The sequence below is a fragment of the Microcoleus sp. S13_C3 genome (assembly GCF_036700905.1).
Lineage (GTDB): Bacteria > Cyanobacteriota > Cyanobacteriia > Cyanobacteriales > Microcoleaceae > Microcoleus.
The window spans coordinates 20,693-36,850 of sequence record NZ_JAUBPT010000007.1; the positions used below are offsets into that span (position 1 = coordinate 20,693).

Here is a 16,158-nt window from a genome sequence, read left to right on the forward strand (position 1 = left end):
GTAAGGGGGGGAGCCAAGTCCAGCCCCCCCTTGGTAAGGGGGGGAGCCAAGTCCAGCCCCCCCTTGGTAAGGGGGGGAGCCAAGTCCAGCCCCCCCTTGGTAAGGGGGGGTTTGGGGGGGTATAATTTCTTGACTTAAATCGTGGCCTTCTATAAATTCTTGAACAAGATAAAACTCTTGATTCTCTTCAAAAAAAGCAAAAAGTCGGGGAATGCGATCGTGATTTCCCAACTTGTACAAAACTTGTGCTTCGGTATCGAATAAACGTCTTGCTACCTTTAGAGTTTCGGGATCTGTTGCGTGAGGTTTAAGCTGCTTTACGACGCAGAGGTGATTGCCTGGTAGCTGCTTATCTTCAGCTAAATAAGTTTGAGCAAATCCGCCGCCTCCCAAGTGACGGATAATACTGTAGCGATTGCCGAGTGTTATTCCAAGCATGAGATTTACCTAATATTCCTAGTCTTTTGGAGAATTAGCTTCCAACCAAGCTGTTAAATCTTCGGCATTAGAAAAATCTAACATGGCTTCTGCAAGATTCTCTAATTTGTCGATCGGCAATTGGCGAATGCGGCTTTCAATATCCGGGTTTATTTGACCTAAACGGCGACTCAGCAAACGCATAATTAACCCTACTTGTCCTTCTTGTCTGCCTTCTTGTCTGCCTTCTTGTCTGCCTTCTTGTCTGCCTTCTTGTCTGCCTTCTTCCCGACCTAAAGCCACTGAACCCTCTTGATCTTGAGCAAAAAACTCTTGCTGTTGTAATATGTTAAATTCCTCCTGTGTCAAACTAACTTGATTGGCAATTTCAAAAGCTTTCTGAATTTCCGGGACTGTGACCATTGTTTGAGGTACTTCATCCAAAGTGCCAGTAGTTTTGATAAAGTAAATCCACTTATCCGTAAGAGTTTCCAGTAGATCCAATTCTTTCTTAAATTTTGGCAACTCTACAAATACTAACTCAATGTCATTTTGTAGATAATCAGACAAGCGAGTTCTTTCTTTGAATACAAAATGCGAAATCACATCTTGCTCGCCACGAAACATTTCAAAATCAGTGATAGTCAAAGCAATCACAGGTCGCAGTTGCTTGTATAGTTCTCCCCTTGTTAATTGGAGTGCATAGGTTTTTGCTGCATTGTACAAAACTCGCTTGCCAAAGGCCTGTACCTTCAAAACTTGCATTTCGATAATCACATATGTGCCGTCATTAAGTAGCGCTTTGACATCTAAGTAGCTGTTTTTTACTCCCGCTATTTGAGGGCCAAGATAAGGGTCAAGGATTTCTAAACTTTCAATTATCGATCGCCCTTCATAGAGTAGGGCATTCAAAAAACTAATCAGAATGTCGGTACTCTGGGCGGAGCCAAATATTTTTTTGAAGGCAAAATCAATTTTGGGATTGATAAATCTCATGTTATTTTTCTCCTTCGACATTTGTACTTAACACGGCTGCCAACCTTACTGTGACAGTCTGTTTGCTTTCTTTCTTGTTCCCTCCCCTTACTAAGGGGAGGGTTAGGGTGGGGTTCTAGATTGTGGCTGGCATGGGGATGCTCCCACTATAACTTAACTTCAAACGGCTTTCAAAATCTCGTCATCGACTGAAAAATCTATCTCAGCTTTGTCCCGCCCCGAAACTACATAATCATTCTGAAAAGAATCTTTCAATCCAGAAACTAAGTCAAATTCCGGCTGCCAGTTAAGATCGGTGACAGCTTTATTAACTGAAGCGAAAAAGTGCTGCAATCGCATCGGAAAAGCTTTCTTCTTGCCGAAGTCAAATTGTTTCGGATCGTAGTGTACAATCTTAATAGCATCAGGGGATTTGCCTGCCGCTTGAATGCAGGCGCGGGCTAAACCGTCAAAGGTGACAAATCGATCGCCCGAAACGTTGTAAATTTGCCCGATCGCCCTAGAGTTCCCCAAAACCGCCGCCATTGCTTTAGCCAAATCCTGACAGTGCCCCAACTGCGTGAAGTGCATTCCGTTACCGGGAATCGGAATCGGTCGATCGCGCACAATGCGATCGAAAAACCAAGCCTCTAAATCGTTATAATTTTGAGGGCCGTAAATGTAAGTCGGGCGAATCGAAGTCCAAGGCAAACCGGACTCGGCCAAGTAATTTTCGGTTTCGCATTTACCCAAATGTCGGCTTTTAGGATCGGTAGCGTCCCCTTCAATATGAGGCATTTGATCCGATTTCAAATAAACCCCCGCAGAGCTCATGTAAACAAAGTGCTGCACCCGCCCTTTAAATATTTCAGCTAAAGGCTTTGTATCGCTGAGTTCACGGCCGTTGTTGTCAAAAACCGCGTCAAACTCGACCGTCGATAACTTGTCGTGCAATTGTTCAACATTTGTGCGATCGCCCTGAATCTGTTTTACGCCCGCAACCGGTACAGGCTTGTTGCCCCGGTTAAACAACACCACTTCATGCCCTTGTGCTGCTAAAATCTTAGTAAGATAAACCCCAATAAACCGAGTACCGCCCATCATTAAAATTCGCATTATTTTCGATGCTCCTTACAGTTAGTGTAAATATCTTACAATAAAGTTATGCCCTAGGGCGTGTTTTCTATCCCCGGAGACCCCCCTAAATCCCCCTTAAAAAGGGGAGTAGGGGTTGACTTTGACACTGATTATTTCACCTTTTTAAGGGGGCTGGGATTTTGAATCTCATGAGAAATCACTCAGACTAGATAATTCATCCGTGTATCCGTGTCCTCATCCGTGTAGTGCTTTCCTTCTCCAATAATTTCAATTTGCCTAAAATAGCCCTATGCAAGTTCCCCGGCTGCATCCAGAAACAATCGAAGAAGTCAAACAAAGAGCAGACATAGTAGACGTTATTTCCGGTCGCGTCGTCTTGCGGAAACGCGGGAAAGAATTCGTAGGTTTGTGTCCCTTTCACGACGAAAAATCTCCCAGCTTTACTGTCAGTCCCGGCAAACAAATGTATTATTGTTTCGGCTGCGGTGCAGGCGGCAATGCTTTTAAGTTTCTCATGGAATTGGAGAAACGCCCTTTCAGCGAAGTAGTATTAGAATTAGCTAAAACTTATCAAGTCCCCGTCAAAACAGTCGAACCAGAACACCGACAAGAATTGCAGCGGCAAATTTCTCTGCGGGAACAACTCTATGAAATCTCAGCACTAACAGCCAACTTTTACGAACACGCTTTGCGACAAACCCAAGGAGAAGAACCCTTAGCATATCTCAAATCCGAGCGCCAGCTAAGCGAAGAAACTATCCAACAATTTCAATTAGGTTATGCACCCCAAGGTTGGGAAGCACTTTACAGTTATTTAGTAGAACAGAAAAACTATCCGGCGCAATTAGTAGAACAAGCTGGATTAATTGTACCCCGAAAAAATGGCGGCAGCGGTTATTACGATCGCTTCCGCAATCGCATTATGATTCCCATTCGCGACACCCAAGGCAGAGTCATCGGTTTCGGCGGCAGAGCTCTCGGCGACGAACAGCCGAAATACCTCAATTCTCCCGAAACAGAACTCTTCGACAAAGGCAAAACTTTATTCGCCTTAGATACGGCGAAAACAGCCATTAGCAAAGCCGATCGCGCAGTGGTTGTAGAGGGGTACTTTGATGCGATCGCACTTCAGGCCGCCGGCATCTCCAACGCCGTCGCTTCCCTCGGCACAGCCTTAAGCTTAAACCAAGTGCGGCAGTTATTGCGGTACACGGACTCCAAACAAATTATCCTCAACTTCGACGCCGACAAAGCAGGAACTCAAGCAGCAGAACGCGCGATTGGAGAAATAGAAAAACTCGCTTATCAAGGAGAAGTGCAACTGCGGGTGCTCAACATTCCCGACGGCAAAGATGCCGACGAATATCTCAAAACCTACTCCCCAGAACAATATCGAGAATTGCTCGAAAATGCTCCATTGTGGCTCGACTGGCAACTGCAACAAATGCTCGTCAATCAAGATTTGAAGCAAGCCGATACTTCCCAGCAAGTCACCAAAAAAATTATTAATTTATTAACTAATATCACTGACGACAATCAGCTAGCACATTATCTGCAAAAGTGCGCCGAAATTCTCAGCAAAGGAGATTTTAGACTCACAAAAATGATTGCTGAAAACTTGCTCAATCAAGTAGTCAGCGATTGGGCAAAGCGCCAGAGTCAAGACGAATCTTTGACAATGCCCCTGTTAATTAGAAACAAGCTGAAGCCGAGCAAACAATATAAAAAGCAGCGTGCAAGCGGCGAAAACAAAAGCTCAAAATCAAGCTTATCTGCCGTAGCCCGCAGTCTTTTAGAAGAAGCCGAAGCGCAATTATTGCAGATTTATTTGCACTGTCCCGAATACCGCCAAGATGTCAGAGAAGCAATAGAAGCTAGAGACGTGCAGTTTAGCCTTTCTCACCACAGATTTTTGTGGCACCAGATTGTAAATGCTGAAATATTGCACAAAATGTCTTTACAAGTAGCGCCTTCTGAGTTAATATTGAAATTGCAAGATAGCTTCATTGAATATCCGAATCAACTCAATCAAATCTCGCATTTATTTCACTTAAATGAGTTCTCAGAAAGAAATGTTTATCGCGCACCTCTAGTAATTAGATCAGCCCTCGCCTGTATCGAGCAAATTATCAGCATGAAGCGCCGCCGAATTGCACTCAATATGTGGGAAAAAGCCAAGGCCGCTAGCAGTGGCGAAGAGGCTATAGAATATCACCAACTCTTCTGTGCCGAACAAGAATGGCTCAAGGAATTAGAGAGGCTGCGTCAAGTTAACTTTTACGATTTAACCTCCGTACCTTGGAGTGGAAATTTCTAGGAGCTAAGGACTTTAGTCCCTACTACGAACCAAAATCAGCTACCAACGAAACAGCCAGAAGATGGAAATGGAAGCAAACTTAGATGGGATATGCGATCGCCATTAGCATTGTTGTTGTTCGAGGATGACGAGTAGTTAGATCCTTGGGAGTCTGGTTCGGTGGTTGTCCAGGTTTTGTCTGCCACTCCGGCGAAATGGAAAGCTTCAACAAAGCGTACTTTGGAGAAGTTTCCAGTTCAAAGTTTTCGGACGTTAGTGACTAATTTATCGACGATCGCTAAAAATCGAGTTCAGCCTAAACTAGCGGGTGTTTCAGTTAGTTTCGACCTGACGACCCCAACTCCTTTACAGCAGAAAGCTTTCGATTTGCTGGGGTTTCGCTGACATTCTAGTCATGTATCCGGCGGGGGCTAAAGCCCGATCGCCCTACTGATGGGGGGAATACTAGGAACTTTAAGATCGCGCGGGGGAAGTTCCGCTTCAGGTGGCGTTACTCTGAGGTAATCGGCGATAAACTCACCATACGTTTTCCTGATTTCGTCAGGGAGAAATTTATATCCAAGGAGCTTCGATCGACATTCGGTGGAGCCACAACAACATTTGGGAATGTCAATGAAACTGTACTCTGTTGTAGAGTAATCCCATGTAATCTCGCTTCCCGAAGGAATATCAACCAATGCCACGAAATCGTAGGCTCCGAATTGATTATTCCTCACCCCTGTGTTTGGGCTACAAGAATGATTGATCAATAATCCCGGTTCATCTATGTCTATATGCAGGTCAAAGTCCATCTGAATGGAGTGAGTAGTTCTTTCGGGCAAGATTTCGACTCGGCGTCCAACCACCACAGTCTCACCTTTACGGAAGCCTCGGCTGGCAAAAACGCCTCTACCTTTCTCTGTTTGCTGGATGAAATTATCGAAACCCATTTTCCTCACTCTTAATACCAATTACAAATCTAATTCTAATTCCACGAGGTTAGGGCTCGGAAGCGACACTGGAGCGTTAATGGGCTCAGTATCCGAATCTGACAGCGCTGCGACAATCGACTCGTTAACCTGGATTTCGCCATTGTGCTCAGTGTCCTGAGATTTGCTTTGACCAAAAACCATTGCCACCACTACAAGAGCTGCGCCAATCACACCGCGTATTCCAAGTTTCTCTCCCAGTAGTAGAAACGAGAAAACCGCTGCGAAAATCGGATCGAGCGTATAAATTAGCGCCGTCTGGTAAGCGTTAACCCATCGTTGAGCCACTACTTGAAGCACAATCGTAGCAGCAGTATCAAATAACCCAATATATAAAAGAATACCAAGATTCGCGCCAATTGCTTCCTGTTGTGTAAGCATATCTGGAGCGGCCCAGATTACAGAAAATATTGTTATCACCCAAAGCTGGATCGCAGCGAGTGGCAAAATGGGGTGCCGCAACGTGGTGGACTCAAGCTTAAGAGTGTAGATCGAGTAGAGGAAGGCGTTGCCCAAGATCAACAGATCGCCGAGCACTAGCTGTTCACTCTCCCAACACATCACTCCAATGCCAAAGATGGCAATTCCTGCGGCGAGGAAAGTTTTTGGGAACACCTGCCTACCTAGCAGTTGCCCTAGCAGAGGAACTAGGATGACGTTGAAACTGGCAATGAATGCAGCACGATCGGCAGAAGTCGTCTCAAGGGCAAGGGTTTGGAGGACTGATGCAGGAAACAGTATGAGTGATAAGAAGACTCCATCCCGTAGCAGGGAAAAATTCAGGAAGCGCAAATAGGGGGTAAACGGCAACGCTGCTATTACGTAGCGGGTTGCAAATATTGCAGAAGGAGAAAGACTGCTGAGAGCTCCCTTGATAACCGGATAGCTTGTACCCCAGATTAGGGTGACAAGGATCAACACTGCTATACCCCAAGCATGGAGAGTGTTTGGCGATCTTTGAGAACCAATATTTAATTCTGTAGTCATTGAGTAGCCTAATCGATTAGCAATTTAACTAAATTCAGTTAGTTAACCGTAAAGAGGTTGACTAGAGTAAGAAATCTCAATATTTTAAACTCTAATTCAGCCTAAACTAGCGGGTGTTTCAGTTAGTTTCGACCTGACGACCCCAACTCCTTTACAGCAGAAAGCCTTCGATTTGCTGGGGGCTCCGCTGATATTGTAGTCATGTATCTGGTCGTGGCTCAAGCCCGATCGCCCGACTGCCAGAGAGTTTACATGAAACTTACCCCGCCTACGGGGTAAGTTTTGTTTAATTAGCCTTTTAATAGTCGCAAAAAAGAGTTTCGCGAGTATCTCTACCCGTCACCGGATTAGTACCTTTTGCCACTTTACAAAGTTTTTCTATCATATCGTCTCGCAGCAGTGTCTCAGTAAAATCAGCACCGTCAATAATAGCTCCTTCGAGTCTGGTATTGTAAGCGAAAGCACCCTCAAGGATAGCATTAGTTAAATTCGCTTTCATCATGCGAGCTAAATCTAAAGTCGCACCCGTGAAATTCGCGCCTTCTAAATTTGCTTCTTCCATATTGGCCGCAAAAAAGCTGACACCCCGCAAATCTGCATTAGTAAAATTGCTATTGCGAAGATTGGCTTTATTAAAGCTGTCGTCAGTCAGAACTTGGCCAGTAAAATCAGCGCCGACTAGGATTTCTTTGTCGTGATCCAAAGCGAAAGCAGGTGCGGGATTAATGCCGATCGCCCCAGCGGCAATTACTGCTAAAATAACAAAACTCAGCAAGAAAGTATAAATATGTTGGCGAATTCGAGAAATCATCATACAAGTTCAAGCTAATGGGCAGTCGTGACAGTTCAGAAGTGAATTCTACCAGAAAGCGCGTCAAGCGTAGCTATCCCGTAGGGAATCGCCCGCTCGCCACGGCTGACTCCAATTCCCCCCAATCCCCAAACTCTAGGGATATCGGCACATTGGGAGAAAACTTAGTCGCCGACTGGTTGCAGCAGCAAGGCTGGGAAATTCTGCACAGACAGTGGCACTGTCGCTGGGGAGAGATTGACATTATCGCACTCGGAAGAGATGAAGAAAGCGAAATCAACAGAGGTAACGAAAATTCCCCATTCCCCATTCCCCATTCCCAAACATTAGCATTTGTAGAGGTGAAAACTCGCCGCCGGGGAAATTGGGATGCTGGTGGAATGCTAGCTGTTAGCACAACAAAACAAGCCAAACTTTGGCAGACAGCCGAAATATTTTTAAGCACTCACCCAGATTTAGCAAATAATTCTTGTCGCTTTGATGTCGCCTTAGTCAGGTGCGAACCTTCACGACCAAACACTAAACAAATATTACCACCATTAACTGCAGCGAATTCTCTATCCGCCGTTGCCGGAAACTACCGACTCACCCTGCAAGAATACATTCGCTCGGCTTTTAGCATTTAAAAGTATATAATTAAAATTTAGAGGGTAAAATCTCAAAGCAAGGCCACTAGGTAATTTTTAATTGTTAACTTGCCTAGGCTGTCGCGCAGTTCTCTCTTGAGCTTTAACGGAGCTGAAAAAAGCGTTAAATCTTCTCCCGCTTTCCCCTTCTCTCCCTCTCCTGTTCTGTCATATAGCGATTCTCAAGCGTTGTGAGGTATGGGGGCTTTGTCCTATGCCCTATGCCCTATGCCCTATGCCCTATGCCCTATGCCCTATGCCCTATGCCCTATGCCCGCCAGAGCACCTCATGTTACTGAGAAAGGCTATAAGAGTTAATTTATATGCGTAGCAATCTAGGCGAGAGTTTCCGGGCAATACCCCAGGCCCTTGACAAACTGCTGGCGAAACGCTTCAATTTCTTTGCGGTCAGGGCTGCCGTGACAAACCACTGCCACCTGGTAGCGGCGCATCACGCTCAGTGGCGACTGTCCGGTTTCCAAACTCCAAAGTGCCATTTGCAAGCGAATTTCAGGATCGTAAGGAATCCCGAGTTCGTTCATAAAAGCCCGAAAATCCCCGTGCATTTCGGGAGTTAAATATTGGCTCATTTTCACCTTTACCACCCAGCCGTCAATTTGGTGAATAACAGTGATAAATTGCAAGGGAAGATGATGAGCCGTGCGTAGGTAATCCACGACTCTCAGAGTAAGGCTAGTATTGGCGATGTAGTAGAGGTATTCCATAACGATCCTTATGAGCCTTATGAGCAAAGCTGATGCTATACCTCTATCGTCGCGGACTCTACCCGCCACCACAAGGGGAAAAGCACCCGACTTTGAATGGGGGTTTTTACCCAATTTGTTACCCAGTTGACAGATCGATCGCACAGGAATTCACCCGATGACAGAGATGGACTGGTCTTTGGACGGCTACGACTACGAACTTCCGCCCTCGCGCATTGCCCAAAATCCCGTAGTGCCGAGGGACAGTTCTCGCTTGCTGGCTGTAGATTCTCCCAGCAGCCACCAACACCGGATTTTTAGGGATTTACCCGATTTGCTGCAACCGGGCGACTTGCTGGTGCTCAACAACACCCGCGTGCTGCCAGCGAGGCTCTACGGGCACAAACCCAACGGCCCGGCTGTGGAGATATTGTTGATGGAAGAACGGCAGCACAACTGTTGGCTGGCTTTGGTTAAACCGGGGAAACGCTTAAAGTTGGGTTCAAAAATTGAGTTTGATCCCATCGCCCCTGCCTGTGAGGACTCGACCACAACTCCTTGCTGTTGCCTTCCCGATGCCACGATGCCCCCCCATCGTCGTCGATTGACTGCAACAGTTATAGAGAGGGACGACGCAACAGGAGGACGGCTGCTGGAGTTTGACATCCCCACAGATGAGAATCTGGTGAAGTTTTTGGACGAATACGGCCACGTACCCCTGCCGCCCTACATCGAAAATTCCCAAGCTTCAGCGGAACAGTACCAGACTGTTTATGCCGATCGGCTTGGGGCGGTGGCTGCCCCCACAGCAGGCCTGCACTTCACCGAAGAATTGTTCAGCCGCTTGGAACAGCGGGGAATCGAAAAAACTTTTGTCACCTTACACGTCGGAGTAGGGACGTTTCGCCCGGTGGAGGTGGCAGACGTAACGACTCACAAAATGCACGGCGAATGGGTGGAAGTACCCGCCGCCACCGTCGAGAAAATCCGGGAAACTCAAGCCCGAGGCGGGCGGATCATTGCCGTGGGTACCACAGCAGTGCGAGCTTTAGAGGGAGCCGCCGCCGCGAGTGGCGATTTTTCCTTGCAACCTTTTTGCGGCCCGACCAATTTGTTTATCTACCCTGGTTACAAGTGGCGGGTTGTAGAGGGGATGATTACCAATTTTCACTTGCCCCGCTCTACTTTGATGATGATGGTAAGTGCCATGATTGGAAGGCCTCGGCTGTTGGATTTGTACCGAGAAGCGATCGAGCATCAGTACCGCTTTTATTCCTTTGGCGATGCCATGCTGATTTTACCAGCAGCAAAAAAGGATTGATCGATCGGGCATCGGGTTCGCCCCATGCCCGGTATGCCGTTTCTATTCTTCCTCCTCTTCTTCATTGCCGGGATACACAAAGCTGTTGGAACGCCCAGTCAGAACAGATTTGCCCAGAGACAGAGCTTTCTGAGCTGCCACTACAGCTTTGCGCTTCCATGTGGCCTTACGCATATTCTTCTTGGATTTGGAGGTTTTCTTCTTAGGGACTGCCATGACGCTAAATACTTTCTGCTTATATAGACAAACAAACATTCTAGCCGATTTTGTCGGCAATGCTTACTCGAAAAACGGCAACAACTGCTCGGTCAGCCATATCAAGTAGTAGGGTGCGTCAGCCATTAGCTTATGGAAAAATAGACAAAATCCCCTAGGTAACGCACCCGCAGCAGCTAAAGTTCGTGAAAGTGGTAGATCACGACGCCAGTGACGGCATCGTTCTCGATACTCACATAACCCGTTTTGAGCAGTGCCGTGAAAGCCTCTTCCACTTCGGCAAAAGTAGCGCCGGTTGCCATCACCCCTTGGGTGACAGATAATCTTCCGTTCTTGGTATAAGCTGCCTTCAGGAGTTTAACCCCTAACTGGTCTGGAGTTGGCTTGGGGTATGTCGCGGCGATCGCCCCGCTGACTGGATATAGCGGTATACCTTCGGGAGATACGCCGAGTTTGCCCCTGAGACTGGCATTGTGTTCGTCCACCATGTTCGGCAGCAGCAGCAAGTCAAACAATTGCCCAAACCCACACAAACCAAAGGTAAACAGCCACAGCAAACCCGTACCAATCTTGCCGTTGTAGAGGCGGTGGAGTCCGAATGGGCCGAAAAAACAAGCTGCCCATAAAAGGTAACTAACACCTAAATTGCTCATTTTCTGACCGTCCTGCCTGATTATTCTAAGAATTGGAGTCCCTCTATACATTTTGTACTTTCTATCTCGTGTTTAAACAGCTTGACACCAGCAGATATTTGTGAATTGTCCGAAGTTATTGGTTATTTACTACCAATTCCCCATGCCCCATGCCCCATGCCCCATGCCCCATGCCCCATGCCCCATGCCCCATGCCCCATGCCCCATGCCCCATGCCCAGTGAGTAATTTTGCGTAGCAATTCTTAACGCCAGCAACATATTTGCGCGGGCGAGAGCTTGGTAAACTGGAGGGCGTGGAAATTACAGCAGCTTAGACTTAGATTCCACACGGAGCGCCAAACCAAGCGCGCCGCCAGCGCTGGCCGGAAATACACGAGCGCGATCGCCCGCAGTACCCGACAATGGAAACAAGCGAGTAGTTATAAGCAGAAATCCAATAAAAATATGGTAGATTCCCTCAAAAAACCCACTTTTGAAGAACTGCGGCCGGGAGTGAAAGCCCCAGCCAAAGAAACTATTCTCACGCCGAGATTTTACACAACCGACTTTGACGAGATGGCCAAAATGGACATCTCGGTAAATGAAGCCGAACTAGAAGCAATTATCCAAGAGTTCCGCGTTGACTACAACAAAAACCATTTCGTGCGGGATGAGGAGTTCGCTCAATCTTGGGATCACATTGACGGCGAAAAACGCCAGTTGTTCATTGAGTTTCTAGAACGTTCATGCACCGCTGAGTTTTCTGGGTTCTTGCTTTACAAAGAATTGGGACGCAGGCTCAAAGACAAAAATCCAGTGCTCGCCGAGGGTTTCAACCTGATGTCGCGCGACGAAGCGCGGCACGCCGGATTCCTCAACAAAGCGCTGTCCGACTTTAATTTGTCCCTGGATTTGGGTTTCTTGACAAAGAGCCGCAGTTACACATTCTTTAAGCCGAAGTTTATTTTCTACGCGACTTACTTGTCTGAAAAGATCGGTTATTGGCGCTACATCACGATTTATCAGCACTTAAAAGCCCATCCTGAAGACCAGATTTATCCGATTTTCCGATTCTTTGAAAATTGGTGCCAGGATGAAAACCGCCACGGAGATTTCTTCGATGCGGTGATGAGAGCTCAGCCTCAGATGTTGAACGATTGGCGCGCTAAGCTTTGGTGCCGTTTCTTCTTGCTGTCAGTGTTCGCGACAATGTATCTCAATGATATCCAGCGCGCCGGTTTTTATCGATCGCTCGGTCTCGATGCTCGCGAATACGACATCGAAGTGATTAAAAAGACCAACGAAACAGCAGGCCGCGTATTCCCCGTGATGCTGGACGTGAACAATCCCGAATTTTATGAACGCCTGGATATTTGCCTCAAGAACAATCAGAAGTTGACTGCAATTGTTGAGTCTAATACTCCGAAATTCTTGCAATTATTCCAAAAATTGCCTTTGTATCTGTCGAACGGCTGGCAGTTAGTGAAGCTGTACTTCATGAAAACAATTGAATCACCTTCAGTACAGGGCGCTGTGCGTTAAGTTTTGATTTTTCATCCTCTGTGACGGCGGTTCTGCGACAAGCAGAACCGCTTTTTTTTGGTATCCAGATTCACCGCAAAAAGTTCTCGCCAGACTTACACTCGCCCGGAATGGGAATTGATGCTGGTTTTTTTCATACACTTTATCGCCATTCCCCCTGAAGGTTAAAAGCCGCCCAATAATAGGGAAACTTCCACTTTTCCTGCTTCAACATTTCCAGTTGTGCCGCCCTTAAAGCCGCCGCTGGCGTTAACCCTTTTTTCAGCATTCCCTGATAGAAACTCGACATTAACGTAGCCGTTGCTTCATCGTCCACAGTCCACAAACTCACCACCACTCGCTGAGCCCCTGCATACATAAATCCCCGTGTCAATCCTACCAAGCCCTCGCCTTGAATGTTCTGCCCCATTCCGGTTTGACAGGCACTTAACACTACTAAATCGGCTGCTAATTTGAGATTAAAAATATCAGTAAGTCTCAGAAATCCGTTTAATGGATTCCCCTTTTCGTCTACCAGCGACATGACAATTCCCGACAGTTCCGGGTGAGCGCTATTGGCGAAACCGTGAGTGGCAAAATGAATGATTTTATATTGGCTTAAATTTGGGCTAGTTGCTGTGGCACGACTGGCTGCAAAATCCAAGGATTCAGTGCGAGAATTAGCCGGGAATAACGCTCGAATAATGTGAGATTCTTGGCGACTAAAATTTAAACGCTTAAACTGTCCGTTATTGTCGCCTCTGGAGCGACTTAAACCGGGATTTGCTGATTCTACCGCTTGCTGAGTGGTGGCTGAAGAAGAATTTTTAACTCGTTCATCGTTAGCGCTAAAAACTGGGTCGGCGAGTATTGCTAAACTCCGATTAGGAGGTTGTCTGTCATTGTAGTTTTGTCTTAATATTCCCAAGGTAGAAGCTGAAGGCAGGATCACGATTTCATGGTCTACTATTAAAGGCGGGTTCCCATTTTCACCGGATTTCCCGGGGAGCGAAAGGGCAGCAAAGGGGATGGAATTCAAAAGGCCATCGCCAACAATCAGCAGGCGCTTTTGACCGAGTTGGGCAGCAACGGGCTGTAAGATAATTTGACTGATAGCATCGTTGGCTTGGGCGATTTGAGCGGGGCTGTATCGGGAACTTGGAGCGGTGACAGCATCGCGAAAGTTTTTGGCAGTTTTCTCGATGTCGGCAGCTTTTGGTAATTCATAAGTGGTGATGCTGGTTTTGGTGACAGCCCAGAGATAGCTGCGCTCTTTCCCTAGAGAATACTGGAGTAAAATTGTATTCTCATCGAGGATTTGTTGTTGAATTTGTGAAAGGGTTAAAGGTTGGGGTTGGGTAAGGGCGGCGTAGCGGGGGCTGGTGGTGCGGATTTGGGTTTGAATGTCCTGATATTGTGCTAGTAAAGTTTGCCGTTGTTGTTCTAATTCTGCTTCTTGGGTGCGAGTGTAGTTGGGGCGATTGAGAACTTCGACGCGCCGTTTTTCAAGGGCATCGAGTTGCTGTTGCACACTGCGTTCTTTTTGCAATAATTCTGGGGCGACACCTTGTCTAATATCGGCGTTTGCTTCTTGCAAAAGTTCGAGGAGACTACGGGCGCGGGAACGTTCGCTGGCTTCAAAGGCTTTGGTATCATAACCAGATTTGGGTTGCGTTTTGTGCAACTGCATTAACAGGTCGATATAGAATTGGTAATAGTTTTGTACGGTGGCAAAGTAAGAGGTGCGGAGTTCTGGGCTGGCAATTTTGGTGCGGAGGCTTTCGATGATTTTGATCGAGGCTTCAATGTTAGTGAGGGCTTCAGTAAGATTGCCTTGAGCACGTTTGGCATCAGCAATGTTGTGAAGGGTGACAGCTTCCCCAGTGCGATCGCCAACTGCCCGTTTCAGGGGAAGGGACTGGCTGTAATACTCTAGCGCTTTCTGTTGTTCTCCCAAATCTGAGTAGATTCTGCCGATGTTGTTGAGGGTGATAGCTTCCTTACTGCGATCGCCTACTGCCCGAAACAGGGGAAGGGACTGGCTGAAATACTCTAGCGCTTTCTGCTTTTCTCCCAAATCTGAGTAGACTTTGCCGATGTTGTTGAGGGTAGTGGCTTCCCCACGGCGATCACCGGTTGCCCGACTCAGGGGAAGGGACTGGCTGTAATACTCTAGCGCTTTCTGGTTTTCTCCCAATTCTGAGTAGACTTTGCCGATGTTGTTGAGGATGACAGCTTCGCCACTGCGCTCGCCTACAGCCCGACTCAGGGTCAGGGACTGGTTGTAATACTCTAGCGCTTTCTGTTTTTCTCCCAATGCTGAGTAGACATTGCCGATGTTGGTGAGGGTGACAGCTTCCCCAGTGCGATCGCCGGTTGCCCGATTCAGGGGAAGGGACTGGCTGTAATACTCTAGCGCTTTCTGTTTTTCTCCCAAATCTGAGTAGACATTGCCAATGCTAGTGAGGGTGACAGCTTCCCCAGTGGGATCGCCAACTGCCCGTTTCAGGGGAAGGGACTGGCTATAATACTCTAGCGCTTTCTGTTTTTCTCCCAAATCTGAGTAGACACTGCCGATGTTGTTGAGGGTGATAGCTTCCCCTCGGGCGTCGCCAACAGCCCGACTCAGGGGAAGGGACTGGTTGTAATACTCTAGCGCTTTCTGTTTTTCTCCCAATGCTGAGTAGACATTGCCGATGTTGTTGAGGGTGATAGCTTCCCTAGTGCGATCGCCGGTTGCCCGATTCAGGGGAAGGGACTGGCTGTAATACTCTAGCGCTTTCTGCTTTTCTCCCAAATCTGAGTAGGCTAAGCCGATGCTGGTGAGGGTGACAGCTTCCATACTGCGATCGCCCACTGCCCGACTTAGGGGAAGGGACTGGTTGTAATACTCTAGCGCTTTCTGTTTTTCTCCCAATGCTGAGTAGACTAAGCCGATGTTGTTGAGGGTGACAGCTTCCTTATTGCGGTCGCCCGCTTCTCGATACAGCTTTAATGCTTCTTCCCATTTGGCGATCGCTTTTCTTAAAGATTCCGCTGTCCCTTGCTGGTACAGTTGCACCCCTTCTGTCAAAGCTTTTTCAGCAGGCGACGGGTTTCCCCCAGACTGCTGCGAGTTCCCTTGACTCATTTTAATAACACTCGGTGCAGCCACCGCCGGGACTCCTAGCAGGATACTCGCAGCTACAGCGATTCCGCAACGCGCCCAAACCCCAAGCGTCAGATTCATAATCACCTGCTCAAAAAAGACTTTATTAACCGCCTATCATAATCGCTATAGACGAACTTGGTTCTGGGATTGGTTTCCAACTGTCGGAAAACAGCCATTTACCGCCATTCCCCCTGAAACGTGAAAGCTGCCCAATAATAAGGAGAATGTCACTTTTCCTGCTTCCACTGTGACCGTTGTGCGGCTCGCTGTCGCTGGCGTCAACCTTCCAAGCGCGATCGCCCGCCTCTGATTTGCCTCCGCGAAGGTTAAAAGTCATAATTGTAATTTTTACGCTATTCTCAACTCAGTATTTTTAAATTAGCGATCGATCTCAAATCTAGCATCTACTATTT

Annotated in this window: 16 protein-coding genes; 5 read left to right on the forward strand and 11 right to left on the reverse strand. The window is 47.2% G+C overall.

The genetic code is table 11. The features are described 5' to 3' along the window. From QUA16_RS03525 to QUA16_RS03535, 3 genes are all read right to left on the reverse strand, one after another. On the reverse strand, positions 1 to 438 hold a 438-nt coding region (locus QUA16_RS03525; protein WP_333181020.1), incomplete at its 3' end, for a protein kinase domain-containing protein. Positions 439 to 456: 18 nt separating this feature from the next. After that, positions 457 to 1,413 carry an Rpn family recombination-promoting nuclease/putative transposase gene (locus QUA16_RS03530; RefSeq protein ID WP_333106162.1) on the reverse strand — a complete coding sequence of 319 codons (957 nt, stop codon included), beginning with the start codon at positions 1,411 to 1,413 and terminating at the stop codon, positions 457 to 459. Positions 1,414 to 1,572: 159 nt separating this feature from the next. Then, the gene (locus QUA16_RS03535) at positions 1,573 to 2,508 is read right to left on the reverse strand and encodes an NAD-dependent epimerase/dehydratase family protein (protein WP_333106161.1); all 936 of its coding nucleotides are present in this window, start codon (positions 2,506 to 2,508) and stop codon (positions 1,573 to 1,575) included. Between the two features lie 271 nt (positions 2,509 to 2,779). Here QUA16_RS03535 and dnaG point away from each other — a divergent pair, with 271 nt between their 5' ends. Then, positions 2,780 to 4,807 carry a DNA primase gene (gene dnaG, locus QUA16_RS03540; protein WP_333106160.1) on the forward strand — a complete coding sequence of 676 codons (2,028 nt, stop codon included), beginning with the start codon at positions 2,780 to 2,782 and terminating at the stop codon, positions 4,805 to 4,807. A 159-nt stretch (positions 4,808 to 4,966) separates the two neighbouring features. Beyond that, positions 4,967 to 5,191 carry a hypothetical protein gene (locus tag QUA16_RS03545; protein WP_333106159.1) on the forward strand — a complete coding sequence of 75 codons (225 nt, stop codon included), beginning with the start codon at positions 4,967 to 4,969 and terminating at the stop codon, positions 5,189 to 5,191. A 26-nt stretch (positions 5,192 to 5,217) separates the two neighbouring features. Here the strand turns inward: QUA16_RS03545 and QUA16_RS03550 are convergent, their stop codons facing one another. From QUA16_RS03550 to QUA16_RS03560, 3 genes are all read right to left on the reverse strand, one after another. Beyond that, a complete protein-coding gene (locus QUA16_RS03550; RefSeq protein WP_333106158.1) occupies positions 5,218 to 5,736 on the reverse strand; it encodes an SET domain-containing protein-lysine N-methyltransferase in 519 nt (172 codons plus the stop codon). Positions 5,737 to 5,757: 21 nt separating this feature from the next. Continuing rightward, the gene (locus QUA16_RS03555) at positions 5,758 to 6,762 is read right to left on the reverse strand and encodes a DMT family transporter (protein ID WP_333106157.1); all 1,005 of its coding nucleotides are present in this window, start codon (positions 6,760 to 6,762) and stop codon (positions 5,758 to 5,760) included. Positions 6,763 to 7,060: 298 nt separating this feature from the next. After that, positions 7,061 to 7,576, reverse strand: a complete 516-nt coding sequence (locus QUA16_RS03560; RefSeq protein ID WP_333042425.1) for a pentapeptide repeat-containing protein — start codon at positions 7,574 to 7,576, stop codon at positions 7,061 to 7,063. Between the two features lie 14 nt (positions 7,577 to 7,590). Between QUA16_RS03560 and QUA16_RS03565 the strand changes: the two genes are divergently transcribed. Further along, positions 7,591 to 8,199: a YraN family protein gene (locus QUA16_RS03565; protein WP_333106156.1), complete on the forward strand. Its 609-nt coding sequence runs from the start codon at positions 7,591 to 7,593 to the stop codon at positions 8,197 to 8,199. Positions 8,200 to 8,534: 335 nt separating this feature from the next. On the opposite strand, the gene QUA16_RS03570 is transcribed toward QUA16_RS03565, so the two are convergent. After that, the gene (locus tag QUA16_RS03570) at positions 8,535 to 8,924 is read right to left on the reverse strand and encodes a hypothetical protein (RefSeq protein ID WP_006632408.1); all 390 of its coding nucleotides are present in this window, start codon (positions 8,922 to 8,924) and stop codon (positions 8,535 to 8,537) included. A 157-nt stretch (positions 8,925 to 9,081) separates the two neighbouring features. Here QUA16_RS03570 and queA point away from each other — a divergent pair, with 157 nt between their 5' ends. Then, positions 9,082 to 10,224: a tRNA preQ1(34) S-adenosylmethionine ribosyltransferase-isomerase QueA gene (queA, locus tag QUA16_RS03575; RefSeq protein ID WP_333106155.1), complete on the forward strand. Its 1,143-nt coding sequence runs from the start codon at positions 9,082 to 9,084 to the stop codon at positions 10,222 to 10,224. 42 nt (positions 10,225 to 10,266) lie between these two features. Here the strand turns inward: queA and rpmF are convergent, their stop codons facing one another. Then, the gene (rpmF, locus tag QUA16_RS03580; protein ID WP_006632406.1) at positions 10,267 to 10,440 is read right to left on the reverse strand and encodes a 50S ribosomal protein L32; all 174 of its coding nucleotides are present in this window, start codon (positions 10,438 to 10,440) and stop codon (positions 10,267 to 10,269) included. A gap of 176 nt (positions 10,441 to 10,616) precedes the next feature. Next, positions 10,617 to 11,093 (reverse strand): TM2 domain-containing protein, encoded by a 477-nt coding sequence (locus QUA16_RS03585; protein ID WP_333106154.1) that lies wholly within the window; start codon positions 11,091 to 11,093, stop codon positions 10,617 to 10,619. Between the two features lie 445 nt (positions 11,094 to 11,538). Between QUA16_RS03585 and acsF the strand changes: the two genes are divergently transcribed. Then, positions 11,539 to 12,615, forward strand: coding sequence for a magnesium-protoporphyrin IX monomethyl ester (oxidative) cyclase (gene acsF / locus QUA16_RS03590; RefSeq protein ID WP_333102992.1), 1,077 nt, complete (start codon positions 11,539 to 11,541; stop codon positions 12,613 to 12,615). 142 nt (positions 12,616 to 12,757) lie between these two features. On the opposite strand, the gene QUA16_RS03595 is transcribed toward acsF, so the two are convergent. After that, a complete protein-coding gene (locus QUA16_RS03595; protein WP_333102946.1) occupies positions 12,758 to 15,823 on the reverse strand; it encodes a tetratricopeptide repeat protein in 3,066 nt (1,021 codons plus the stop codon). A 25-nt stretch (positions 15,824 to 15,848) separates the two neighbouring features. Beyond that, positions 15,849 to 16,082: a hypothetical protein gene (locus QUA16_RS03600; RefSeq protein ID WP_333102948.1), complete on the reverse strand. Its 234-nt coding sequence runs from the start codon at positions 16,080 to 16,082 to the stop codon at positions 15,849 to 15,851. Between the last annotated feature and the right edge of the window lie 76 nt (positions 16,083 to 16,158).